At 37.7% G+C, this 24,776-nt stretch carries 22 protein-coding genes; 20 read left to right on the top strand and 2 right to left on the bottom strand.

Features of this window, described 5'->3' with window-relative positions:
- Positions 1 to 6 precede the first annotated feature (6 nt).
- On the bottom strand, positions 7 to 243 hold the full coding sequence (locus NST91_RS19295) for an IDEAL domain-containing protein (protein WP_341332427.1): 237 nt from the start codon (positions 241 to 243) through the stop codon (positions 7 to 9).
- 187 nt (positions 244 to 430) lie between these two features.
- Here NST91_RS19295 and NST91_RS19290 point away from each other — a divergent pair, with 187 nt between their 5' ends.
- Both NST91_RS19290 and NST91_RS19285 read left to right on the top strand, forming a co-directional pair.
- On the top strand, positions 431 to 646 hold the full coding sequence (locus tag NST91_RS19290; RefSeq protein WP_121447029.1) for a hypothetical protein: 216 nt from the start codon (positions 431 to 433) through the stop codon (positions 644 to 646).
- Between the two features lie 185 nt (positions 647 to 831).
- Positions 832 to 1,371, top strand: a complete 540-nt coding sequence (locus NST91_RS19285; protein ID WP_341332426.1) for a competence protein ComK — start codon at positions 832 to 834, stop codon at positions 1,369 to 1,371.
- A 34-nt stretch (positions 1,372 to 1,405) separates the two neighbouring features.
- Here NST91_RS19285 and NST91_RS19280 read toward each other — a convergent pair whose 3' ends face one another.
- Positions 1,406 to 1,783 carry a YhjD family protein gene (locus NST91_RS19280; protein ID WP_341332425.1) on the bottom strand — a complete coding sequence of 126 codons (378 nt, stop codon included), beginning with the start codon at positions 1,781 to 1,783 and terminating at the stop codon, positions 1,406 to 1,408.
- A 170-nt stretch (positions 1,784 to 1,953) separates the two neighbouring features.
- On the opposite strand from NST91_RS19280, the gene NST91_RS19275 reads away from it, so the two are divergent.
- The 18 genes from NST91_RS19275 (at position 1,954) to NST91_RS19190 (ending at position 24,748) form a co-directional block, all read left to right on the top strand.
- Positions 1,954 to 3,945, top strand: coding sequence for a S9 family peptidase (locus NST91_RS19275; protein ID WP_341332424.1), 1,992 nt, complete (start codon positions 1,954 to 1,956; stop codon positions 3,943 to 3,945).
- 1,132 nt (positions 3,946 to 5,077) lie between these two features.
- Entirely contained in the window at positions 5,078 to 6,283 is a 1,206-nt protein-coding gene (locus NST91_RS19270; protein ID WP_341332423.1) for an IS256 family transposase, read from the top strand.
- A gap of 929 nt (positions 6,284 to 7,212) precedes the next feature.
- Positions 7,213 to 7,833 carry a TVP38/TMEM64 family protein gene (locus NST91_RS19265; RefSeq protein WP_341332422.1) on the top strand — a complete coding sequence of 207 codons (621 nt, stop codon included), beginning with the start codon at positions 7,213 to 7,215 and terminating at the stop codon, positions 7,831 to 7,833.
- Positions 7,834 to 7,860: 27 nt separating this feature from the next.
- On the top strand, positions 7,861 to 8,421 hold the full coding sequence (lepB, locus tag NST91_RS19260; RefSeq protein WP_121445496.1) for a signal peptidase I: 561 nt from the start codon (positions 7,861 to 7,863) through the stop codon (positions 8,419 to 8,421).
- A 123-nt stretch (positions 8,422 to 8,544) separates the two neighbouring features.
- Positions 8,545 to 11,781: an AfsR/SARP family transcriptional regulator gene (locus NST91_RS19255; RefSeq protein ID WP_341332421.1), complete on the top strand. Its 3,237-nt coding sequence runs from the start codon at positions 8,545 to 8,547 to the stop codon at positions 11,779 to 11,781.
- Between the two features lie 109 nt (positions 11,782 to 11,890).
- Positions 11,891 to 12,496: a TetR/AcrR family transcriptional regulator gene (locus NST91_RS19250; RefSeq protein WP_341332420.1), complete on the top strand. Its 606-nt coding sequence runs from the start codon at positions 11,891 to 11,893 to the stop codon at positions 12,494 to 12,496.
- A gap of 15 nt (positions 12,497 to 12,511) precedes the next feature.
- A complete protein-coding gene (locus NST91_RS19245; RefSeq protein WP_341332419.1) occupies positions 12,512 to 13,993 on the top strand; it encodes an o-succinylbenzoate--CoA ligase in 1,482 nt (493 codons plus the stop codon).
- A 160-nt stretch (positions 13,994 to 14,153) separates the two neighbouring features.
- Positions 14,154 to 15,158: a 3-oxoacyl-ACP synthase gene (locus tag NST91_RS19240; RefSeq protein WP_341333564.1), complete on the top strand. Its 1,005-nt coding sequence runs from the start codon at positions 14,154 to 14,156 to the stop codon at positions 15,156 to 15,158.
- A gap of 98 nt (positions 15,159 to 15,256) precedes the next feature.
- Positions 15,257 to 16,510, top strand: a complete 1,254-nt coding sequence (locus NST91_RS19235) for a substrate-binding domain-containing protein (protein WP_341332418.1) — start codon at positions 15,257 to 15,259, stop codon at positions 16,508 to 16,510.
- Between the two features lie 66 nt (positions 16,511 to 16,576).
- A complete protein-coding gene (locus NST91_RS19230; protein WP_341332417.1) occupies positions 16,577 to 17,344 on the top strand; it encodes an ABC transporter ATP-binding protein in 768 nt (255 codons plus the stop codon).
- Entirely contained in the window at positions 17,328 to 18,035 is a 708-nt protein-coding gene (locus NST91_RS19225; RefSeq protein ID WP_341332416.1) for an ABC transporter ATP-binding protein, read from the top strand. The genes NST91_RS19230 and NST91_RS19225 overlap by 17 nt, the downstream gene beginning before the upstream one ends.
- A gap of 31 nt (positions 18,036 to 18,066) precedes the next feature.
- Complete coding sequence (locus NST91_RS19220) at positions 18,067 to 18,927, top strand: ABC transporter permease subunit (protein WP_121445488.1); 861 nt, start codon at positions 18,067 to 18,069, stop codon at positions 18,925 to 18,927.
- Positions 18,928 to 18,931: 4 nt separating this feature from the next.
- Positions 18,932 to 19,939, top strand: a complete 1,008-nt coding sequence (locus NST91_RS19215; RefSeq protein WP_341332415.1) for a branched-chain amino acid ABC transporter permease — start codon at positions 18,932 to 18,934, stop codon at positions 19,937 to 19,939.
- A gap of 12 nt (positions 19,940 to 19,951) precedes the next feature.
- Positions 19,952 to 20,131, top strand: a complete 180-nt coding sequence (locus NST91_RS19210) for a hypothetical protein (protein WP_121445486.1) — start codon at positions 19,952 to 19,954, stop codon at positions 20,129 to 20,131.
- A gap of 12 nt (positions 20,132 to 20,143) precedes the next feature.
- A complete protein-coding gene (locus NST91_RS19205) occupies positions 20,144 to 21,175 on the top strand; it encodes a 3-oxoacyl-ACP synthase (protein WP_341333563.1) in 1,032 nt (343 codons plus the stop codon).
- The gene (gene phaZ, locus NST91_RS19200; protein WP_341332414.1) at positions 21,157 to 22,068 is read left to right on the top strand and encodes an intracellular short-chain-length polyhydroxyalkanoate depolymerase; all 912 of its coding nucleotides are present in this window, start codon (positions 21,157 to 21,159) and stop codon (positions 22,066 to 22,068) included. The genes NST91_RS19205 and phaZ overlap by 19 nt, the downstream gene beginning before the upstream one ends.
- Positions 22,065 to 22,802: a 3-oxoacyl-ACP reductase FabG gene (gene fabG / locus NST91_RS19195; protein WP_341332413.1), complete on the top strand. Its 738-nt coding sequence runs from the start codon at positions 22,065 to 22,067 to the stop codon at positions 22,800 to 22,802. Before phaZ ends, fabG begins: the two co-directional genes overlap by 4 nt.
- A gap of 443 nt (positions 22,803 to 23,245) precedes the next feature.
- Positions 23,246 to 24,748 (top strand): acyl-CoA synthetase, encoded by a 1,503-nt coding sequence (locus NST91_RS19190; RefSeq protein WP_341332412.1) that lies wholly within the window; start codon positions 23,246 to 23,248, stop codon positions 24,746 to 24,748.
- Positions 24,749 to 24,776 lie beyond the last annotated feature (28 nt).

Below are 24,776 nucleotides of genomic sequence, written 5' to 3'. Positions count from 1 at the left end.
TTTATATTATGACGTTTTGTTAAATAATTTGCGGTACTCCGCTGAAGCTTCCATAAACAATCCTTCATTTTTTGAGTCAATTGCTTCATTAACCCTCGTTTCCAAAAGCTCTTTTCTTCGTTTAAATAGGCTCTCATCGATAATCATTTGAATATATATGTCTAATACCGATTCCCTAGGTGCTTTGAAATTTTTCGTATCCCGTGACTTCATGATCTCAGAGTATGTTTTTCTTTTTTTCATGAAAGCTCACTCCTAATCCTTTTTAATAGTATATTTAGGTGGACACGTAAAATCAACCGAATTTTTAGACTTTTTAAAAATTTATTTGGAATACTAATAGTGTCTAGGCAAACTTTAACTGACTAAAGTTAAATTCTTGTATGATAATTTATATTTTCATGCATGATAAGAATGGAGGTGGAAAAATATGAAAAATAATTTAGATGAGGGTTCAAATCACGATATCCCAAAGAATACACCATTAAATCCAGTTTTCGGCATGTCAAATGTCCTAGACACAAATAATCCTTTTCTTTCAGAATCTGCTTATGCGGGTAATTCGGTGGATGAGCATACGACATTAGAACAAGCAAACTCCTATCTGGCCGAAAAAGAGCTAGGACAAATAAATGAAAATTCATAGCAGAAAATAAACTCGGTGGTCTTCTTTTAAAAATGTTTTTGCATCCAAAAAAACATTTTAGAAAGAATTCCACTCTTTTTTTGTGAATTTTTTGTGAACTGTATAGTTATAAATACCTAGTAATGCTAATATGAAAATGCTTCCATTAGTAAAAATATTAGAATAATTTAAAGGGGGATGAATAGATGGAGGTTAAGCAAACGAATTATTTGATGGAATATGAAATTAATCCAGACACTATGGCGGTATTACCTATTGAAATTGGTAAAAATACTTGTTCAAGGGTACTTGAAGTTGAAGGTGAATATGTTGTTGCTATGAAGCCGACTGAGATTGTTGACCGAAGCTGCCGTTATTTTGGAAGCTCGCTTAAGGGCAGGCAAGAAGGGACACGTGAAATTATGGGGGTAACCCATAAAGCACCGATTATTGTTGAAGCGTCTAATAAGATTTTTTTATTTCCTACCGCATCGCCAACAAAGCAAGACTGCGCATGGCTATCTCATAACTATGTTTCAGATTGTAGATACAGTGTGAACGAGAACACAACTGTTATTTTTACAAATAAGCAAGCCATTAAATTGCAAATCTCGAAAGGCTCCTTTCAAAACCAACTCCATAGAACTGCACAACTGCGAACGATTGTTACCAATAGAATGGACAAGCCAAATAAACGCATAAATTTTGTATTAAATCCTCAAAACGATCCAAGTATTCCAAACTAATCTGATTGCCAATAATGAATTGGTTTTCCCAGCCTTACGTTTGTTCATTGTTAGTCATTGTCTTTTCGATGAAATAAGATTCAAGCAACTGTTGAACTTCATTTCGAATCCGTGGGTTAAAGTAGTTATGTTCCTCTTCATAGCCTCGATACATGAATGAAAATAATGTGAATGCCTCATCTCTTTGTTTTTCCCATACCTTCATATTTTTCTTTTTCATTTGTTGTTTAATTGTATAGAGGTCTTTTTGAACCATCTTCATTGTATGTTCAAGTAAATGGAGATATGGCTTCTTTAACTTAAAGCCAGCGGTTTCTATTGCTGTCAGATCACGATTAAGGATGGTAAGAACCATAGGTAAAAAGATAGCTTTTTCAAAAATAGCTCGGTCATCCTCAGGTATTCTTGTCATGATTATCCCTCTTTTTTAGAACATATGTTTGTATATATGATAAGACATATTTTTAGAAGAATCAAGAAGAGAGAAGGAAAAAGTATTTCTAGTGTCGAAATACTTTTATTAGTGGTGCATCATGTATGAGGTACTACAATGACAATTCGTAAACAAAGGACGGGAGAAGAATGACAGAGATAAAACGTAGAGGCATCGTAGCAGAGGATTTATATGAATTAAAAACAGTCAATGATCCACAGCTTTCTCCGGATGGAAGCAAATTTGTGTTTGTGGAGACTGAAATTAATAAGGATAAGCACGAGTATAACTCACATTTATATGTTGGCGCTGTTGAGGGTAAAGTTACTCAATGGACTTTTGGTGATGTGAGAGATGGGTCGCCACGTTGGTCCCCGACTGGAGAATCTATTGCATTTGTATCGAATCGTTCTGGAAAACAGCAAATCTATTGCTTGCATACAGATGGTGGTGAACCAAAACAAATTACATATTGTGCAAATGGAGCACGAAATCCGATCTGGTCACCGGATGGTTCAAAGATCTTATTTACTACTTCATTAGCACATGACGAGAGCGTTACGGATAAAGAAAGGAAGAAGAAGGAAGAAGATGAGAAACATCTTGAACCGATGATCGTTGAAAGAATCCGTTATAAATCTGACGCAGCAGGATTTCTAGATAACAAAAATCAACATCTTGCATTGGTAGATGTAGCTACTGGTGCAGTGGAGCAATTAACATCAGGGGAACATGATTATACGGCAGGATGTTGGTCTCCTGATGGATCAAAAATTACATTTGTAGGAGATATCAATGAGGATTCAGATTATAACTTGATTTCTGATGTCTATGTGATGTCGCTCAAAGATAAGAGCTATGAAAAGATTACGAACGGCTCAGGGAACTTTGGTACTCCTTCTTGGTCTCCTGATGGCCAATATATTGCATTAGTTGGACATGAACAAGAATTTGCAGGAGCCACTTTACCAAAAATTTGGTTATATACAATTGAAAGTGCTGAGCTAACTTGTTTAACAAGTGAATTAGATGCTTATGTAGGAGATTGTGTTGCTGCTGACTTCCAATTAGGGGGATCCAATCCTGGTGTCATCTGGAACGAAGATAGTAGAAGTTTTTACTTTCTATTAACTAACCATGGTAGTACAGGGGTTTATTATGGATCTATTGAGGGTGAAGTCTATCCATCATTATTCGAGAACCAGCATGTATTTGCACTAACAGTAAATAATCATAAGGCAGTTGTTGGTATCAGTAAACCAACAGAACCAGGGGATTTATATTATTTAGATTTGAGTACTGGAGAAATAAATCGACTCACAAATGTAAATGAAAAGTTTTTACAGGATATTGAATTGTCTGATGCGCAAAGCTTTACATTTAATGCCCCAGATGGTTGGGAAATTAATGGCTGGGTGATGAAGCCAGTTGGTTATGAAGAAGGTAAAAAGTATCCAACAATTATTGAAGTACATGGTGGTCCTCATGCGATGTATGCCAATACGTATTTCCATGAATTTCAAGTGTTAACTAGTAAGGGATTTGTTGTTATCTTTACTAATCCACGCGGTAGTCATGGCTATGGTCAGCAATTTGTTGATGCTGTTCGAGGTGATTATGGCGGCAAGGATTATTTAGACGTGATAGCAGCAACTGACTATGCAGTGGATCATTTTGATTTTGTTGATGAAACAAAACTTGGTGTAACAGGTGGAAGCTATGGTGGTTTCATGACGAATTGGATCGTCGGTCATACAAATCGATTTAAAGCCGCCGTTACACAACGTTCAATTTCAAACTGGCTTAGCTTTTATGGCGTAAGTGATATTGGCTACTTCTTTACTGAGTGGGAGTTAAAAGGCAATTTCCTCGAAGATCCTGAAAAGTTATGGAACCATTCACCACTCAAATATGTTGGGAATGTAGAAACTCCTTTATTAATCATCCATGGTGAGCGTGATTTCCGTTGTCCAATCGAACAGGCAGAGCAGTTCTATGTTGCATTGAAACACCAAAAGAAACCAACAAAATTTGTTCGTTTCCCAGGTGCTAACCATGAATTATCTAGAAGCGGAAATCCAAAATTAAGGGTGGCACGCCTTGACCATATTAAAGATTGGTTTGTAGAATATCTCGTTTAATTAACGGGTGATTCTGGGTGCATAACAGTTAATCACTATATACTTCTAGCGTGAATTCACATATGAATTCACGCTTTAATTTTTTTTGATATATTTATGCTGATTTAAAAAAGTACATATTAACATCCCGTTTTTTGAGTGTACCAATACGTGTTGTACGGTGTGAATATGAGTGAAAATAGGTTGATTGTTTTATATCCAAGAAAGTCCCGTGTCTGAAGCTATCTCAACTTCGGACACAGCGAAGGTGAAAGTGCCCATCCTTGTCCAAAGTTCCCTAGTCTTCGGACACAGCAAAGCAGAAAGTGCCTATCCTTGTCTGAAGCTATCTCAACTTCGGACACAGCAAAATTGAAAGTACCGATCCTTGTCTGAAGCTCCCTTAACTTCGGACACAGCAAAGTTGAAAGTGCCGATCCTTGTCTGAAGTCCCCTAAACTTCGGACACAGCAAAGGAGAAAGTGCCGTTCCTTGTCTGAAGTCCCCTAGTCTTCGGACACAGCAAAGCAGAAAGTGCCTATCCTTGTCTGAAGCTATCTCAACTTCGGACACAACGTAGGTGAAAGTTGCCATCCTTGTCTGAAGCTATCTCAACTTCGGACACACCAAAGGTTAAAGTGCCGATCCCTGTCTGAAGATCCTTAAACTTCGGACACAGCAAAGGTAAAAGTACCTTTCCCTGTCTGAAGATCCCTAAACTTCGGACACAACAAAGGTGAAAGTATCTTTCTTTGTCTGAAGTTCTCTAAACTTCGGACACAACAAAGCAGAAAGTGCTTATTCTTGTCTGAAGCTATCTCAACTTCGGACACAGCAAAGCAGAGAGTGCCTATCCTTGTCTGAAGCTATCTCAACTTCGGACACAACGTAGGTGAAAGTTGCCATCCTTGTCTGAAGCTATCTCAACTTCGGACACACCAAAGGTTAAAGTGCCGATCCCTGTCTGAAGATCCCTAACTTCGGACACAGCAAAGGAGAAAGTTCCGTTCCTTGTCTGAAGCTATCTCAACTTCGGACACAGCAAAGGTAAAAGTAGATTAAGTCCATATAATTGTGTAAAAAGAAAATGAGTCAAATTAGTTCCTCTTGTCTACAATGTTAACAGCGACGAAAACAATGAGGAGGAATTAATATGACTCAGTTACAGTTTAACCTAAATCTAGATGTTTTAAAAGAATCCGTGATGAATTCTGACCTTGATTCTATTATCAAGGCATCCGTTGTTCTTGTCCTCAATGAGTTTATGGAAAAGGAACGGGATGCCTACCTACAAGCAGGTGTCTATGAGCGCACCAGTACGCGTCAAGATTACCGCAATGGTTACTATGATCGAGAGCTTTTAATGAGTTTTGGAAAAATTACGCTAAGAGTGCCTCGGACTCGTAACGGAGACTTTTCTACTACAGTTTTTGAAGAATACGCTCGTTGTGACCAAGCCTTTGTTCTAGCTATGCTCGAAATGGTTGTTAATGGTGTTTCCACTAGACGAGTTACTAATATTGTGGAACAACTGTGTGGAAGAAAGGTATCTAAATCTTTTGTATCAACACTTACTGAAAGGTTAGACCCTATAGTCAATCAATGGGCGAATCGCCCACTGAACACAATGTACTATCCTTATGTTTTCGTTGATGCCATGTATATTAAAGTGAGAGAACACAATCGAGTAGTTTCTAAAGCCGTCTATATCGCAACTGCGGTAGACAAAAATAATAGACGTGAAATCTTAGGCTTAAAAGTAGATCACGTTGAAAGTAAAGAGGCTTGGGAACGTTTTTTCCAATCCTTAAAGTCTAGAGGTTTACACTCGCCCAAACTGATCATATCTGATGCGCATAAAGGATTAAAGGCTGCAATTGGAACAGAATTTGTGGGTTCTTCTTGGCAACGCTGTACAGTTCATTTTAAAAGGAATATCATCACTCATATGCCGAAAAAGGACATGGTAGAAGTTAAGATGGGCTTAAAAAGGATCTTTGAAGTTACTACAGTAGATGATGCAAGGAAATATAAACAAGAGTTTATTGATCTCTTTGGAACCAATCGAAAACTTGAAAAAGCAATTGAAATATTAGAAGAGGGCTTCGAAGATGCCGTACAATATCTAAATGAAGATTCAAAATTACATAAGCATATACGTAGCACTAACTCAGTAGAGAGAATAAACGAGGAAGTCCGACGAAGAGAAAGAGTTATACGAATCTTCCCAAATACTCAGTCAGCTTTTAGACTCATTGGGGCTGTCTTAATGGATTATGCCGATGAGGTCTCCAATAGATTTATCGGGAGCAAGTTAGAAGAAAAGAAGGAAAAAAAGAAAAAGAAAAAACAAAAATAGTCTGCGCGATAGCGCGCGAATTTTTTGTTACTGGAAGGGGGTACCCCCTTCCAGTAACAAAAAACAAATAAGATCGTTTAACACTGTTTTTCATGAGGAATGAATTTACACATAATACAGGACTTGACATAAAAGTACCTTTCCCTGTCTGAAGATCCCTAAACTTCGGACACAGCAAAACAGAAAGTGCCAATCTTGTCCGAAGTTCCCTAAACTTCGGACTCACCAAAACAGAAAGTACCGATCCTTGTCTGAAGTTCCCTTAACTTCGGACACAGCAAAGGTAAAAGTACCTTTCTCTGTCTGAAGATCCCTAAACTTCGGACACAGCAAAGGTAAAAGTACCTTTCTCTGTCTGAAGATCCCTAAACTTCGGACACAGCAAAGGTAAAAGTACCTTTCCCTGTCTGAAGATCCCTAAACTTCGGACACACCAAAGGTAAAAGTGCCGATCCTTGTCCGAAGTTCCCTAAACTTCGGACTCATCAAAGCAGAAAGTCCCGATCCTTGTCTGAAGTTCCCTAAACTTCGGACTCGCCAAAGCAGAAAGTGCCGATCCTTGTCTGAAGTCCCCTAAACTTCGGACACAGCAAGGAGAAAGTGCCCATCCTTGTCCGAAGTCCACTTAACTAAAACACAACGACGTAAAAAGTGCCGTTCCTTTGTCTGAAACTATCTCAACTTCAGACAAAACTGTGACTAAGTTAAATTCGATTGTCCGAAGATTTTATTTCTTCGTAGCTTTTTGACTATCATTTTTATTTGACATTAGAAATCATATGCATTTTTTAATGAAAGCCGGTCTGTTTGCAACCCAGTCAGGATCCATTAACCTAAGTTCTAGTGTCTTTCTCTATATGAAAATTATTTTTGGTAGTAATGCCCAATTGGGTGTACAATAAAGGTAGTAAGTTAACAAGGAGATTCTTATGGACATAGAAGCAATCAAAGAACTCATTACACTAAAAAATATTGAAGAATTATTAAAGGATTATCGGTCATTTGGTCCATTGCCTGGAATTTTTCTTCCAATGTTAGAAGCGTTTCTCCCGTTTCTACCACTTGTTGCATTTGTTGTAGCGAATGCGAATGCATTTGGACTTTGGCTTGGGTTTTTGTATTCATGGGTAGGGGCAATTGGTGGTTCTCTCCTTGTCTTTTTCCTAGTTCGTAAGTATGGTCAAAAAAGATTCTTTTCATTTGTCAGTCGCCATAAAAAAGTGAAAGGCCTTATTAACTGGGTTGAACGGCACGGATTTGGTCCAATATTCCTCCTATTATGTTTTCCTTTTACCCCATCAGCGGCAATCAATCTAGTAGCCGGGCTTTCGAGAGTAAGTACACCTCAATTTGTTTTAGCAGTTTTATGTGGAAAATTAGTAATGATATTCACCATTAGCTTCATAGGTTATGATATACGAGCTCTTTTTCAACAGCCAGTTCGAACGATAATTGTAGTTGTTATAATATTTGTCCTATGGGTTGTAGGTAAAAGGGTTGAAGCAAGATTAAAAGTTAAGCCGACTCGTCTTACGGAAGATGAGGCATAAAATGCTAAAGTGAAGGGTGGAGTGTAGATGGAGGAAACCCCAGCAAAGAATAAACATCATTTTTCTTTTATTAAATCATTAGGAATCAGTTTGATCATTGTTGTTTTTTTGCGAACCTTCTTTTTTACAAATTATATAGTTGAGGGTGAATCGATGATGCCAACCCTCGAGGATGGAAACCTTCTAATGGTCAACAAGTTTGGGATGAAAATTGGAGAACTTGACCGCTTTGATATTGTCGTATTCCATAAAAATAAGGAAGAAGATTTTGTAAAGCGGGTTATTGGATTGCCAGGTGATCATATCGAGTATCGTGACGATGTACTATATGTAAACGGAAAAAGTGTTCCCGAACCATTTTTAGATACTTTTAAAAAGAAGCTATTCGTTGGGCAATTAACCGGTGATTTTACCCTTGAAGAAGTGGCAGGAAAATCAACTGTTCCAGAAAATCATATTTTCGTGATTGGCGATAATCGCATAGACAGTTGGGATAGTCGCCATTTTGGTTTTGTAAAGATGGAACAAGTTGTGGGAAAGGTTAATATCAAATACTGGCCTTTCGACAAAATGGAACTATTACACTAAGAAGAACTTTATAAATCATCTATACCACCACAAAGAACTCAGTCGAAATTCGAGTTCTTTTTTAGCTTGGATATGATAAAATGGTACCAAATTTATCAATTTTAGAAGAAGGGGGGTTTTGGGATGGGTACCAAGATACAAGTTCTACAAACAAAAATTACTCCACCGAACTTAAAGGACACCATATTAAGAAGACCTTCATTGATGAAAAAAATGAAAACGATTCCACGATATCCGCTAACCATTCTGCATTCTGGAGCTGGATATGGTAAAACAACTGCACTTGCATCTTATATTCGTGATCAAAAAAAGTTGTCATGTTGGTATAGTGTAGGACCAAGTGACGATGACATTATTCCATTTTTAATATATATGGTCTATGCTATACGCAAAAACCACCAAGGTTTTGGAACAGAACTCCTGCTTTATGTTGAAAATATTGAAAGATATGTACGTGATGAAGAAATACGAACACTGTGCTCGTTATTTATCAATGAAATTACCATACTAGATTCGAATATTATGCTCGTCATCGATGACTACCATTTGATTCAGCATTCTTCTTCAATTGACCAATGGATGACATGGTTGATTCAACATCTTCCACCCAATTTAAATCTTGTAATCTCTAGTAGGAAAAAACCTTCCTGGGATTTCCTGACTTCGATGATCGTGAAAGAAGAACTCTTAGAAATACGGCAGCGCGACCTTATGTTTTCATATGATGAGGTTGAAGTCCTGTTAAGTGATTTGTATGAAGGGGATATGACTGAGAAAGAAATTGAAAAAATCTTTTCACTAACAGAAGGATGGATTATTGCGATTGGCATGATTCGCCAACAGCTTTCTTCTGACGGTGGATTGGAATCGATTTTAAATAATAAATCAAAAACACTTGATGAGTTATTCCGTTTCCTTGCGATGGAGGTATTTATGAAACAACCTCCAATGATCCAGCAATTTCTAGAGAACACATGCATTTTTGAGGAAGTAAATGGAAAGGTATGTGATGAGGTATTAGGTATTCGAAGTTCAGCAGAAATGTTAAAGGAGCTTTCTGATCATAATCTTTTTTTACTTTCGATTGGAGAAGGGCAGTATCGATATCATGCTTTGTTTAAGGAGTTTCTTGAGCAAAGGCTATTTTCGACGAATGATAGGCACTTTTATAACCTCCATATTCAAACTGCAAGATATTATCAACGAATTGGTGATTTTAATCAAGCAATATATCATCTTGAGGCAATTCGAGATTTTGAGAGAATAGCAGAAATTCTCCACCATTATGGAGAGAAAATGATTCAAAACGGGCAACTTGAGGGTTTGTTGGACCGGATAAAAAGCATTCCAGAATCACTTATGAGTCATTATTACTTATTATGGCTATATAAGGGGGAAGCATTGAGGTACCGGTGTTCCTATGAAGAGGCTGAGGCTTGTTACATAAAAACAATACACCTAGCAGAGTCTGCCAGAGACCTTCGGAGTTTAAGTAAGGCCTATGAAGGACAAGCGAGAATCTATCTTGATACAATCCAACCGGGAAAGGCCGAGCGCTATTTATTACAGGCGATTGAGGCTCTTGAAGAAAAGGAGTCCTCCTCAAATGAGGATAAAAGTAGATTATACCAATTAATGGCTGAAAATCTCGCAAATGCGGGCCAAGCGAATAAAGCGAAAAAATGGTTTGAAAAAGGGAGAAGCCTAAATATTCCACTATTAGATGGAAACTTGGAATCTAGGCTTTATTTACGAACTGGTAAACTTGTAGAAGCGAAAAAAATTCTTTCACAAAAGAAAGTGGTTGAAAGAAATCAGAAAACCATTCATTTACAGCAATCTCATCGCGAAACAGATCTACTATTATCCTTAATCGAAGCCTTTATGGGAAATGGGCAAGAGGCAAAAGAACTCGCAGAATCCGGGATAAAGCAAGGAGTTCAATTTCAAGCACCATTTGTTGAGGCTTGTGGCTGGATTCGGATGGGACATGCGGTGCAACTACTCGATAAATATGATTCTTCTTTAGCATCACAATGCTATGAAACAGCTCTTGAAATAATGGATGAAATAAATGTATCAAGAGGAAAGGCAGAACCATTAATGGGCTTATGTCTTCTAAATGGAAATCGAGGATTATATGACCGGGCCATTGAATATGGTAATAGGGCCTTAGATGAGACAGAAAAGGTAAAGGACGCTTGGTTATCTGCACTAATTTTATTATGCATGGGGATTTCTTCTGTTCATAATGAAAAATGGGAAGAGGCTGAACAATATTTAACAAGATGTGAGGCTTTGTATACAAATTGTGGTGACCAATATGGAATTGTACTAACGCAGCTTTGGTTTGCATTTCTCTATTTTTATCAGAAGAACCGAGAAGCTTTTAAAGGGTTTATTACGAACTTTCTCAAGAAATTGCAGGTTGGAGGATATGATTTTATCCTAACAAAACGGACGACTTTTGGACCGCTAGATTTATATAATATTGTGCCTTTATTACTAGAAGCTCAAAAGGAAGGAATACATCTTCCGTATGTAAATCAATTGCTAAATGATTTAGGATATTCAAATATCACCTCTCATCCTGGTTACACATTACGAATTCAAACTTTAGGAAAATTCCGAGTGTGGCTTGGCAGTCAAGAGGTGGAGGAATCGGATTGGCAGCGTGGAAAGGCAAAGGAGTTGCTTGAGTTCTTTGTTACGATGCGAAATCGAATGATTGCACGCGAAGAAATTTTTGCGATGCTTTGGCCAGAGCATGAAGAAGCAGCAGCGGCAAGAGATTTTAAGGTTGCTTTAAATGCATTAAACAATGCATTAGAGCCAAACCGTGTCGCTAGATCGACTCCTTTTTTTATCCAACGGGAAGGATCATCTTATGGGTTGAATCAGGAAGCTGGCTATCAGTTGGATATTATCGAATTCGAAGAATGGATCCATGCAGGTTTGCATGAAAAGGATACAGATCAGATTATCAAATGCTTACGGCGGGCATTAGAATACTATGAAGGTGATTATTTACCAAACCGAAGATATGAAGATTGGTGCTTGGGTGAGAGGGAGAGGCTTCAAGTATTATTTTTACGGGGAGCTGAACGCATTGCACAAGGTTTTGTTCAAACGGAAGAATTTGAAGAAGCCATATATTGGTGTGAACAAATTCTAGAAAAGGATCGAACATGGGAAGAAGCATATCGGTTATTGATGTTTTGCTATTATCATAAAAACAACCGTCCCCAGGCAATCAAGTGGTACAGAAAATGTGTAGCTGCATTGCAGGAAGAACTAGGAGTAGACCCAATGCAACCTACAAAACAAATGTACGAAATGGTCCTTCAAACACAAAAATAGATAAAAGAATCTCCAATAAACTACTACATGATAGTAGTTTATTTTTTTTGAATTAATTGTTGTAAAATTCAAAAAAAGTATATATAATAGAAACTGAGAGGTGATTCAGGTGTCAGAAATTATAAAGTCAGAAGAAAAAGTATTGACACAAAAAGGGCAAGAAACAAGAGAGAAACTTTTACGCGCAGCAGAGGAGGTATTTGGACAAAAGGGATACTATGAAACTTCAATTGTAAATATTTCGCAAGAAGCAAAAGTTGCTCAAGGTACATTTTATAATTATTTTCCCTCAAAAAAAGATATCTTTGACGAACTAATTCAGCAATATAGTCGTGAACTTCGTTTAGCAATTAAAGAAGAAATGCGTAAATCCAACAATTACGAAGATGCACAACGGAAAGGATTCAAGGCTTTCTTTAATTGGGTAAAAAGTCGTAGAAATTTATATAGTATTGTTCAACAAGCGGTAGTGGTAGATAAAGACCTTTATCGCTGGTATTATGATAAACTCGCAAATGGATTTTTAAAAAGTCTTACTGCTGGAATCAATGTTGGGGAATTTAAAGAAATCGATCAAGAAACGGTAGCGTATTGCTTAATGTCAATTGGTCAATTTCTTGGGATGAGATGGGTGTATTGGGAGCAACAGGATGTCCCAGAGGAGGCGTTTGAAGCAGCCATGACACTCATTTTTGAAGGGCTTAAAAAAGAATAGAGAGGAGTGTAAATCATGCAAGGCATTGCTTATTGGATTGAAAAAAGAGCTGAATTACATCCGAAGCGTATTGCCATCATCACAGAAACGGAACAAGTCACATATAAAACCCTGAGTCAAGATGTAAATAAGTTAGCTTTCTTCTTGAAATTCAAGTTAGGTATAAAAACTGGGGAACGAATTGCGATTTTGTCTCAGAATCGATATGAATACATTGTATTGCTTTTTGCAATCGCAAGAATTGAATGTATTGCTGTCCCACTAAATCTTCGTTTAACAGTAAATGAGCTTATGTATCAATTAAATGACAGTGGGACAGAGGTGTTATTTGCAGAAGAAATCTATCAAAAAACATCATTTTCCTTGCAAAAGGAAACTTGCCTGAAAGAAATAGTTTCTATTGACGCAATACAACATCTAAAAGCTGAGAATGATAATGTTCCAGTTGATATAAATGAAAACGCTTCCTATTTAATTTGTTACACTTCGGGAACAACTGGAAAACCGAAGGGTGCGGTTTTAACACAAAGTAATATGTTTTGGAATGCAGTTAATAATTGTACTGCAATTGATATCACATCAAATGACCGTTCACTTGTTTTACTTCCACTGTTTCATATTGGAGGGATTGGTTTATTTGCATTTCCGACACTCTTTACTGGAGGGACCATAGTCTTACCTGAGGGGAAATTTGATTCTGAGAAGGCTTTATCAATGATTGAGCAACATCAAGTGACAATTGTAATGGGCGTTCCTACAATTCATCAGGCTATTTTGCATAGTCCTTCATTTGGAAAAACAAATTTGCAATCTGTTCGATGGTTTTATAATGGTGGTGCACCATGTCCTCGTCAACTTATTCAAGCTTTTTTTGAAAAAGGGCTATTATTTGGTCAAGGCTTTGGGATGACTGAAACATCACCAACATTATTTATGCTTTCGAAAGAGGACGCAAAACGGAAAATCGGATCGATTGGAAAGCCAGTTATGTATTGTGATTATAAATTAATAAATTTAGAGGGTTCAATTGTTAATAGGGGAGACGTTGGAGAACTAGTTGTCCGTGGTCCAAATGTAATGAAGGAATACTGGAATAAACCGGAAGCCACAGCTGAAGCTCTTTGTGATGGATGGCTATACACTGGAGATTTAGCAAGGGTTGATGAAGATGGATTTTTGTATATCGTGGGTAGGAAAAAAGAAATGATTATTTCAGGTGGAGAAAACATTTATCCATTGGAAGTCGAACAAATAATCGGTCAGATAGCAGATGTTGTAGAGGTTGCAGTGGTTGGAGTAGTTGATGAGAAGTGGGGAGAAGTTCCAGTCGCTTTTGTCGTAAAAAATAAAGAGAGTTTACTAACAGAAGAAGAAATAATCAAATATTGTAATAAGTTTCTAGCAAGATACAAAATTCCCAAAAAAATAGAGTTTATCAATCAACTTCCAAGGAACGCAACTGGGAAAATTCAGAAGAACCAGCTAGTTAATACTTAAAAGGGGAGGAAGTACACAATTACAGCTAAGGGGATTAATCAAGAATGTAATACAGAAAAAGAAAGTGTCAAAATGCTAACGGAGTGAAAAAACAAAAAGTGGAACTTGTATTCACTGGGACAGCATTTAAGATGGCTCCATCAGAAGGAGGATTAGTATGATAAATGTTGGAATTGAAGCAACAAGCGTGTATTTTCCAAAAGCAATTGAAACAGCGGAAGTATTGTCTAAAAAAACAGGGATTCCTGAACAAGTTATCATTGAAAAGTTCGGTTTGTATCAAAAACATGTGTCTGATGACACAATGCAGGCAACTGACCTCGGAATTGCAGCAGCAAAACAAATAGTATCAAAAGTGGATCCTTTATCTATCGATGTTGTCATCTATTTTGGGAGTCCACATAAGGATTATTTAGTTTGGTCATGTGCCCCAAAGCTTCAATATGAGTTAGGAACGAAAAATGCATATGCATTTGAATTAATGAATGTGAGTTCTTGTTTTCCTATTGCTTTAAAAGTGGCAAAGGATATGCTGCGATCAGACGTATCAATTGAAAATATTTTACTCGTTGGGGGCTGCAAAGAATCTCAAATTATTGATTATGATAATCCTCGTTCCAGGTTTATGTTTAATTTTGGAGATGGCGGGACAGCAGCATTAATTAAGAAAAATTCGACCACAAGTGCAATTCTTGAAAGCTCGATAATTACGGACGGTTCATTCTATGAAGATGTTCGTGTACCGGCTGGAGGATCTAAACTGTTTCCCAGCTTCGAAACAGTGAGGAATAGACAACATTATATTGATGTTGTTAATCCAACAAGTATGAAAAAAAGACTTGACCCTGTCTCTATACCAAACTTTGAAAAAGTGATTCGTCAAGCACTAAAAAAAAGCAGGTATTCACCACATGATATAAAAGTTCTTCTACCACTACATACGAAACGCTCCATGTTTAGAGAACTACTTCAAACATTACAAATACCAGAAGAAAATACAATTTATTTAGATCATCATGGACATATGTCGGCACTAGACCCGTGTATTGGCCTTCATTTTGCTAATGAGCAAGGTAAATTATCTGAAGGGGACATTGCGGTTGCAGTAAGTGCCGGAACGGGTTATACATGGGCTGCTACTGTTATCCAATGGAAGGGTGTCTGAAAAATTCTAGATTGATTTTGTAACTCAGTTGTAACTATCCTCAAGTACGATGAATGCAAAGGTTTCACAGTTTCAACGAACATAAGGGGGAAGGAAAAATGAAGAAGGTCTCATTTCGTAAAATGCTTTTTTTAAGCATGCTTGCCATGCTAATGGTGATTGCTGCAGCATGTAGCTCAGGATCAACAACTACAGAAGAAGAGAATCCAAGTTCAGGTGATTCAGACAAACCAGCAGAAGAATCAAAAGCTCCAATTAAAATTGGTGTGCTTGCTTCACTAAGTGGTGGGCTTGAATCCTACGGGAAGCAATCAACACAAGGATTTGAACTCGGCCTCGAGTACGCTACAGACGGGACGATGGAAGTAAATGGTCAAAAAATCGAATTCTTTGTAGAGGATACTGAGACAAAACCAGAAGTTGCCATTCAAAAAGCAACAAAATTAATTGAAGAAGACGGAGTTGACTTTTTAGTTGGATCATCAAGTTCAGCAGATACTTTAGCAGTCCTTCCATTAGCTGAAGAATATGAAAAGATTATGATTGTTGAACCAGCTGCAGCAGACAGTATTACAGGTGCAGATTGGAATGAGTATATATTTAGAACTGCCCGTAATTCATCACAGGATGCGGTTGCAGGTGCGGCAGCAATTGCAAAAGAAGGGGTTAAAATTGCAACCCTTGCACCAGATTATGCTTTCGGTCGAGATGGAGTTGCAGCCTTTAAGGAAGCCGCTGAAAATTTAGGTGCTGAGATTATCCATGAAGAATATGCAGATCCTGCAGCAACTGACTTTACTTCAAATATCCAAAAGATTATTGAAGCAAAACCCGATTATTTATTTGTTGTGTGGGCAGGTGCAAATTCACCTTGGAACCAAATAGCAGATATGAAGGTCCAAGAAAATGGTATTAAAATATCGACAGGTGCTCCAGATATCCCAGCACTTGCAACAATGGAAGCATTAGTTGGAATGGAAGGATTCACCGTTTACTATCATCAGCTTCCAAAAAATGAGATTAACGATTGGTTAGTTGAAAAACACAAAGAAAAGTTCAATGGTGAGGTTCCTGACTTATTTACTCCAGGCGGAATGACGGCTGCCTTAGCAATTGTGGAAGCGATTAAGAAGACAGATGGTGATACGAATGCAGATAAGCTAATCGAAGCAATGGAAGGAATGAGCTTTGATACACCGAAAGGAAAAATGACATTCCGTGAAGAAGATCACCAAGCTCTTCAAACTTTATATGCGATTCGTCTGGAAAAGGTTGATGGTGTGGATTATCCAGTTCCAGTCTTAATAAGAGAGTTAAGCCCAGATGAAACAGCTCCGCCAGTTCGTAACTAATTTGAACGATAAGCTTCGGTAGGATTACTACCGAAGCTTACTTTTAGAAAAAAGAGGTGAACATTCGTGAAGAATATTATTGAAACGAAAGACCTGACAATCGCTTTTGGAGGGCATGTAGCTGTTGATAATGTGAATTTTTCAGTTCCTCCGAACCACTTTAAATCAATTATTGGCCCCAATGGTGCCGGCAAAACAACTTTTTTCAATTTATTAAGTGGTCAGCTTACACCGACTGCTGGCCAAGTTCTTTTAAAAGGAGATGATATTACAAATTTATCTCCAACAACACGTACACGTAAAGGAATCGGTCGCTCCTTTCAGATAACTAATGTTTTTCCAAATCTGACGGTACTTGAAAACGTACGATTAGCCGTTCAATCGGTAGCTGGTGTTCGCTACCAAATGTTTAAGCACTTCCGTAAATACCGACAATTTGAAGAAAAGGCATTACAGATATTATCGCTTGTTCTTCTTGATAATAAAGCTGATGCAATTGCAAAAAACCTTGCACATGGTGAAAAACGCAAGTTAGAAATAGCTATGTTATTAGCATTGGAGACGGAGGTTCTATTACTTGATGAACCAACTGCAGGAATGTCACTTGAGGAGGTTCCTGCAATCCTAGAAGTTATCAAAAAAATTAAGGAGGAAGGGAATCGCACAATCATTTTGATTGAACACAAAATGGATATGATTCTTGATCTTTCTGATAGTGTGATGGTCTTATTTAACGGCAGATTACTTGCTGATGGAACACCTGAAGAAATCATGAACAATGAAACAGTTCAATCAGCGTATTTAGGAGGTTTGTACGATGACACTGCATCTTAAGGTTGAGGGAATTGAAACCTATATCGATCAATTTCATATACTTCAAGGCGTTTCATTTGAGGCTAAAAAAGGAGAGGTTACCGTTTTATTAGGCAGAAATGGTGCAGGCAAAACAACTACCTTAAGGTCGATAATGGGACTTAATCCTCCAGCTAAAGGAAAAATAGAATTTAATGGTGAAAGCATTTCGGGTTTAGCAACCTACCATATTGCCACAAAAGGAATTGGTTATGTCCCTGAGGACCAAGGTATATTCGGGGAGTTGACTGTAGAAGAAAATATGAAAGTTGCAATCAAAAAGGAGAATGAAGAAACGAAGGAGCGCCTAGATTATATTTTGAATCTGTTTCCAGATTTGAAGATGTTCTGGAAAAGAAAGGGTGGAAACCTGAGTGGTGGACAAAAACAAATGCTCTCAATTGCCAGAGCATATGTCAATAACAATGACTTATTGCTCATTGACGAACCAAGTAAGGGACTAGCACCAATTGTTGTTGAAAAAGTAATGGAATCCATTCAAGAGATGAAGTCAAAAACGACAATTGTTCTTGTGGAGCAAAACTTTATCATGGCAAGTACGATTGGGGATCGCTTTTTTATTATTGACGATGGAAGAACCGTACATCATGGTGAAATGAAGGAGTTAAAAGAAAATGAACATCTCCGCAAACAATATTTAGGAATTGCTTAGTCGGAAACATTTGCGAAAGGAGGAAAAATTTGTGGAAGCAATCATCAACTTAACGATTAACGGCCTTGCTACAGGTATGTTAGTATTCCTACTTGCGGCAGGGTTAACCTTGATTTTTGGTCTTATGGATGTCCTAAACTTTGCACATGGAGGTTTGTTTGCCTGGGGAGCTTATGCAGGGGTTTGGTCATATGGGCAAACTGGAAGCTTTGTTGCCGGAATTATTACTGCACTAATAACCGGTCTTATTCTAGGCTTACTTATGGAAAAATTCATCGTTACTCCTGTATATGGAAATCATGTTCAGCAAATCTTGATAACGCTAGGGGTTATGATCGTTCTTTCTGAAATGTTGAAGGTAGTTTGGGGACCGAACCAATTGAGTGCGAAAACCCCTGAATATTTAAGTGGGAGCTGGGAGTTTGGCGGGGTGATTTTAATCAAATACCGGCTGTTTATCATATTCATTGGATTTCTAGTTTTCTTCCTCATTTACTATATCCTTAAAAATACAAAAATCGGATTAATTGTTCGTGCCGGTGTAATTAACAAGGAAATGGTTCAGTCACTTGGAATCAATATTAAAAGGATTTTTATGCTTGTCTTTATGGTAGGTGCAGCTATGGCAGCACTAGGTGGTGTATTACTAGGACCCTACTCCGGCCAAATTTATGCAGAGATGGGAATGGAATTTGCAATACTCGCATTTATTGTCGTTGTTATTGGTGGTATGGGAAGTATTACAGGTTCCCTGTTTGCAGCAATCCTAGTAGGGTTATCGGGATCCTTCATGGCCTACTATGTCCCAGAATTATCACTAGCAGTTAATATGCTTCTAATGGCCGTTGTATTAATTTTTAGACCACAAGGATTATTCGGTGCAAAGGGGTGAGGAAATGAAGCTTCTTACTGGTTCTTCAAAAGCTAATATTATCTACATTGCAGCAGCTGTGTTTCTTTTATGCTATCCATTTATCAATGATACTAGAAGTATATTAATTTTATTTACACAAATTTTTATTTTTGCTGTCTTTGCAATGAGCTATGATATCTTACTAGGTTTTACAGGGATTGTTTCATTCGGGCATGCAATGTTTTTTGGAATAGGTGCCTATTCGACAGGAATTCTGTTAGATCGCTTTGAACCAACAGTTCCTATTTTTCTACTTTCGATTATTGTTGGGATGATTCTGGCAGCCATTTTAAGTTATGTTGTTGGTTTACTCTCATTACGGTTAAAAAGTCACTTTTATGCGATGCTGACGTTGGCATTCTCAGGATTGTTTTTAGTAGCTGCAGAAAAGTGGAGGTCGTTAACAAGGGGGAATGACGGATTTACCTTTCGTATCCCGGATGTCTTTAAAGATCGGATGACTCTCTATTTTATTACATTAATCCTAATGATTGTTGTCTTTTTAGTATTAAAAAGATTCACAGAATCTCCTCTAGGGAGAGTTCTTCAAGCTATCCGTGAAAATGAGCCTCGGACAGAGTCACTAGGCTACAATGTGATTCATTATAAAATCATAGCAAGTATTGTAGCTGGTGTTATCGCAAGTGTTTCTGGTTCCATGTATGTTCTTACACTACGTTTTGTAAATACTTCAGTATTCGCGCTCGATGTGACATTGGATGCTCTTCTCATGACAATCATTGGTGGAGTAGGGACGCTTGTTGGGGCAATTATTGGAGCGGGACTAATTGAATTTGCCCATCATTGGCTAACAGGACTCGCAAAGGTTCATTGGATTTTTGAACGATGGATGATCTTCTTTGGCATTTTATATATTTTAGCCGTTATGTTCTTCCCAATGGGAATCGTCGGAACTGTAAAATCGTGGTTTTATAAAAGAAAAGGAACGAATAAAACGAAAGACGTCGATAAAGAAAAAATAGCTGGCTAAGGAGAGAGGGTCATGAATGATAATCAAACCATAACTTCATTCGTTGTCCGTTGTGCCTTAATTCATGTAGATAGTGAGACAATGAAAAAGCAATGGCGGATAAAGGTAAGCCATGTTCAAGGGGAAGATGAAGTAGTTGTTACCGATTTAGATGATGCTGTTCAGTACATGAAACGTGTAATAGAGGAGTGACTCACATTGACTTTGCAATCAGTTGGAATTATAAGTACAGGAACTTATATTCCGAAGGATTTTCTAACTGGAGAAGACATTTCAAAAAGGAGCGGGATACCAAAGGAAATTGTTGAAAAGAAACTGGGCATATTGAAAAAGCCAATTCCCGGTCCTGATGACCATACGTGTGAAATGGGAATAATTGCAGCAAGAGAAGCTATAAATAAAGCCAAGATCAGTCCACTGGATATCGATTTAATCATTTATATTGGTGAGGAACATAAGGAATATCCCTTGTGGACAGCTGCAATTAAAATGCAACAAGAGCTTGGTGCTGTTAATGCTTGGGGGTTTGATGTTGCGATGCGCTGTGGTACGACAATCATGGCTTTAAAAGTGGCTAAGAATATGATGAGATCGGATGATTCTATTAAAACGGTTTTACTTGCAGGTGGATATCGCAATGTAGATTTCATTGATTACGAGAATCCGAGAACTCGTTTTATGTATAATTTAGGAGCTGGTGGAGGTGCAATTCTTTTACAAAGAGGTGTACAAAAAAATCACGTCCTTGAAAGTCATCTTATTACAGATGGCACATTTTCTGAGGATGTTGTCGTTGTAGCAGGGGGGACAAAAAATCCAATCACAAAAGAGGCGCTTGAGCAAAAATTAAACATGCTCGATGTCCTTGACCCAGAGGGGATGAAGCAGCGGCTTGAAGAAAAGTCCATGCAAAACTTTCTTAAAGTTATTCGAACTGCGTTAGAAAAAAGTGGATATACAGAGAAAGATATTGATTATTTAGGTATACTTCACATGAAGAAATCAGCCCATGATTACGTGTTAAAGGAATTAGGCCTATCTGAGGAGCGATCAATCTATCTAAATGAGTATGGGCACATCGGTCAAATAGATCAAATTCTTTCTTTGGAAATAGCGGAAAAAAAAGGTAAAATAAAAGAAGGAGATCTTGTTGTGTTAGTGAGTGCAGGAATTGGATATGCGTGGGGGGCCACGGCAATAAAATGGGGGGATTGTTCATGCCAGCTATCGAACTGAAAACTGTCAATCTAGCAAATGGAGAAACGTTAGGATATCGGGAACGTGAGGGTGGCGAAAAGGTTCTTTTACTTATACATGGTAACATGACTTCGTCAAAGCACTGGGATATATTAATTGATAAAATTGATAACGATTACAAAATTATCGCTGTTGATATGAGAGGATTTGGAATATCCTCATATAACAAGCCCATACAATCGATAAAGGACTTTTCTGATGATATTAAATTATTTGTTGATGAATTAGGCTTATCAGATTTTATCATTGCTGGTTGGTCAACTGGTGGTACTGTAGGAATGCAGTTTGTAGCGGATTATCCAGGATATTGTAATAAGTTGATATTAGTGGAGTCCGTCTCAACAAGAGGTATTGCGCTTTATGAGGTTAATTCAGAGGGGAAAGAGGATTATTCAAAGAGGCTTAAAACTTATGAGGATATCTTAAAGGATCCACTTAGAATTATTCCGATTCAAAATGCGTATGACACTAGAAATAAAGAAGTATTAAAATTGATTTGGAATGCTTTAATTTATACCCATAACTTGCCTGATGAGAATCATTACGACGAATATTTAGACGATATGTTAACACAAAGAAATCTAGCTGAAGTCTATTATTCATTAAATAAATATAATATCAGTGAATATCATAACGGATTGGTTGAGGGAAACGGTCTTGTGAAAAAGATTAAAATCCCAGTCTTAATTTTACGTGGTGATAGAGACCTGGTGATTACAGATAAAATGACAAAAGAAATAGTTGAGGATTTAGGTGAAGTAGGAACATTTATTGAATTAGCAGACTGTGGACATTCTCCGTTAATTGATAACCTAGATTTGTTATTAAAACATATACATGAATTTATCGAACAAAAGGAGCCTGCAAAATGAGATTAAAGGATAAGGTAGCAATCATCACAGGAGCGGCAAATGGACTTGGGCTAGAAGCAGCTATTACATTTGTACGCGAGGGTGCGAAGGTTGCTTTAACAGATTATGATACAACGGGGGTTGAAAGAGCAAAAGAACTGAAGGAACAAGGTGCAGATGTAGAGTTTTTTCAGGTCGATGTTGCAGATAGAAACAGCGTCGATCAAATGGTCGCTGCTGTAATGGAGCGATTTGGTAAGATTGATATTTTAATAAACAATGCGGGAATTACTCGCGATGCAATGCTGACAAAGCTTTCTCAGGAGGACTTTCAAAAGGTTATTGATGTGAACTTAACGGGCGTTTTCAATTGCACACAAGCAGTGGTTCCACATCTGATTGCAAATGGTAAAGGAAAAATTGTCTCCACTTCTTCTGTAACGGGTGTATACGGTAATGTTGGGCAAACAAATTATGCAGCATCCAAGGCCGCGGTAGTAGGGATGACAAAAACCTGGGCAAAAGAACTTGGCAGAAAAGGAATCAACGTCAATGCAGTTGTACCCGGATTTATTGAAACAGGAATGGTGGCAACCGTGCCTGAAAAAGTTATCAATCAATTAAAGCAAATGATTCCACTTCAAAAACTGGGGAAACCATCGGATATCGCCAATGCGTATTTATTTTTATCCTCCGATGAAGCCGATTATGTGAACGGTACAACCTTGCATGTTGATGGTGGGATTATGATGTAAGTTGTAAATTAGGGGCTTGTTAGCCCCTAATTTTTTTTGTAAGTGAAAGATACTTGTTGGAATAAGGACGAATAGAGAGCTGCGGAACGGAGAAGTTCATGGATAGTTGGTTGAATAGAAAACATTGATCATAGTCAAATCAGAGAAGAATGTTGAATGAAATGTCTCTGAGACCCCTTTCCTTTAAGGAATCTACAAAATGGTAAGGTCTTTTTCAAAATAATCGTCCTATTCAATAATAAACATATCAAGCTGGTAACTCATCCGTTAATGAGGCCCACACCGAAAGTGAATTTCTCAAACCAAGCGAACAACCCGAAGAAAAATAACCAAATTGGACTTTCTATTTAAACCTAAACTCTTCACTATCCTCATGTAACTTCTATGTAACTCCTGTTTTCTATAGTAAGAATAGAATTAAGAAGACGTAAGGAGAGATAGTTGTGAGGTGGGAACTGGATTGGATTGCAAATCGGGCTCGACTATCACCTGATTCGATTGCTGTCGTGGATGGAGAAACTGGCAGCCGATTTACCTTTCAGGAACTAAATAAACGTGCGGAAAGTATCGCTTGCTTTTTTAGAACAATTGGAATCAAGAAGGGAGATCGTGTAGCACTACTATCTCCGAATGATGTCAGTTATTTCGATTTGTTATTTGCATGTGGAAAAATTGGGGCAATCTTTGTACCGCTAAATTGGCGCTTATCAAGTGAAGAGATCAAGTATATACTTTCAAATTCGTCACCAAAACTGGTTGCATTTTCAAGCCAATTTGAGGATTTATTAAAAGGACATAAAACTAGGAAAAACATAAAAATTGATTCTGAGGAGTATCATCGGATTTTCAATGTAGTTAGTACTTCGATTGACCAAGAGGAGTGCATTCTAGAAGAAGATCCATTGGCGATTATTTATACAGGTGGAACAACAGGAAAACCAAAAGGAGTTGTCCTTTCTCATCAATCTATTTTGTGGAACGGGATAAATACAATTGTGAGCTGGAATTTGTCAGCAGAAGATGTGACATTAACATATATGCCAATGTTCCATACAGGAGGTCTTAATGCGTTATCCATTCCAATTTTAATGATGGGAGGCAAGGTTGTAATTGCAAAAAACTTTGAGCCCAAACGCGCCATTCAAATTATTAATCAAGAAGGATGTACAATCGTTTTACTCGTTCCAACGATGTATCATATGATGGTGAACACCCCTTCCTTTAAACATGTGACATTTCCAACCATGCATACTTTTCTATCGGGAGGTGCGCCATGCCCACTTGAAATTTATCAGGCATTTGAAGAGAAGGGATTATCTTTTAAAGAAGGCTATGGTTTAACAGAGGCAGGGCCAAATAATTTCTTTATTGATCCAAAAATATCAAGGTTTCGAAGAGGGTCTGTTGGAAAGGCCATGTTTTTCAATGAAGTGAAGATTATGACAGCTGAAGGACATGTGGCAAAGGCTGGTGAAGTTGGAGAGCTTTTGATTCGTGGAAAACATGTATTCCATCATTACTGGAATAATCCAGATGCAACAAAGGAAGTCTACAATGACGGTTGGTTGCACACAGGGGATTTAGCGAGATGTGATGCTGAAGGCTATCACTATATTGTGGGCCGCAAGAAAGAAATGATTATCACAGGGGGAGAAAATGTATACCCACTTGAGGTTGAACAGTGCATCAGTAAACACCCAGCAATTAACGAGGTTGCTGTTATTGGTGTACCCCATCAAAAATGGGGAGAGATGGTGATTGCTGTGCTCTCTTTAATGCCAGAACAACACGTTTCAAAGACTGAATTGACAGTGTTCTGTCAAGAAAAGATAGGTAAATATAAGGTGCCAAAAGAGTTTATCTTTGTAGAGGAGATTCCTAAAACACATGTTGGAAAAATTGATAAAAACCATTTGCAAAAGACATATAAAAATATAGTTGGTTAATGAAAAATAAGATTCGAGTTAACCATGT

It is taken from the genome of Ferdinandcohnia sp. FSL W7-1320 (assembly GCF_038050315.1).
In the GTDB taxonomy this organism is placed as follows: Bacteria; Bacillota; Bacilli; order Bacillales; family Bacillaceae_L; genus Ferdinandcohnia; species Ferdinandcohnia aciditolerans.
The sequence above is the reverse complement of the archived record's forward strand: the minus strand, read 5'-3'. Positions and strand labels throughout refer to the sequence as shown.

Bases quoted from the DNA above. Each gene is read 5' to 3' on its own strand.
- NST91_RS19295 (WP_341332427.1), bottom strand. From the start codon at position 243: ATGAAAAAAAGAAAAACATACTCTGAGATCATGAAGTCACGGGATACG.
- NST91_RS19290 (WP_121447029.1), top strand. From the start codon at position 431: ATGAAAAATAATTTAGATGAGGGTTCAAATCACGATATCCCAAAGAAT.
- NST91_RS19285 (WP_341332426.1), top strand. From the start codon at position 832: ATGGAGGTTAAGCAAACGAATTATTTGATGGAATATGAAATTAATCCA.
- NST91_RS19280 (WP_341332425.1), bottom strand. From the start codon at position 1,783: ATGACAAGAATACCTGAGGATGACCGAGCTATTTTTGAAAAAGCTATC.
- NST91_RS19275 (WP_341332424.1), top strand. From the start codon at position 1,954: ATGACAGAGATAAAACGTAGAGGCATCGTAGCAGAGGATTTATATGAA.
- NST91_RS19270 (WP_341332423.1), top strand. From the start codon at position 5,078: ATGACTCAGTTACAGTTTAACCTAAATCTAGATGTTTTAAAAGAATCC.
- NST91_RS19265 (WP_341332422.1), top strand. From the start codon at position 7,213: ATGGACATAGAAGCAATCAAAGAACTCATTACACTAAAAAATATTGAA.
- lepB (WP_121445496.1), top strand. From the start codon at position 7,861: ATGGAGGAAACCCCAGCAAAGAATAAACATCATTTTTCTTTTATTAAA.
- NST91_RS19255 (WP_341332421.1), top strand. From the start codon at position 8,545: ATGGGTACCAAGATACAAGTTCTACAAACAAAAATTACTCCACCGAAC.
- NST91_RS19245 (WP_341332419.1), top strand. From the start codon at position 12,512: ATGCAAGGCATTGCTTATTGGATTGAAAAAAGAGCTGAATTACATCCG.
- NST91_RS19235 (WP_341332418.1), top strand. From the start codon at position 15,257: ATGAAGAAGGTCTCATTTCGTAAAATGCTTTTTTTAAGCATGCTTGCC.
- NST91_RS19225 (WP_341332416.1), top strand. From the start codon at position 17,328: ATGACACTGCATCTTAAGGTTGAGGGAATTGAAACCTATATCGATCAA.
- NST91_RS19215 (WP_341332415.1), top strand. From the start codon at position 18,932: ATGAAGCTTCTTACTGGTTCTTCAAAAGCTAATATTATCTACATTGCA.
- NST91_RS19210 (WP_121445486.1), top strand. From the start codon at position 19,952: ATGAATGATAATCAAACCATAACTTCATTCGTTGTCCGTTGTGCCTTA.
- phaZ (WP_341332414.1), top strand. From the start codon at position 21,157: ATGCCAGCTATCGAACTGAAAACTGTCAATCTAGCAAATGGAGAAACG.
- fabG (WP_341332413.1), top strand. From the start codon at position 22,065: ATGAGATTAAAGGATAAGGTAGCAATCATCACAGGAGCGGCAAATGGA.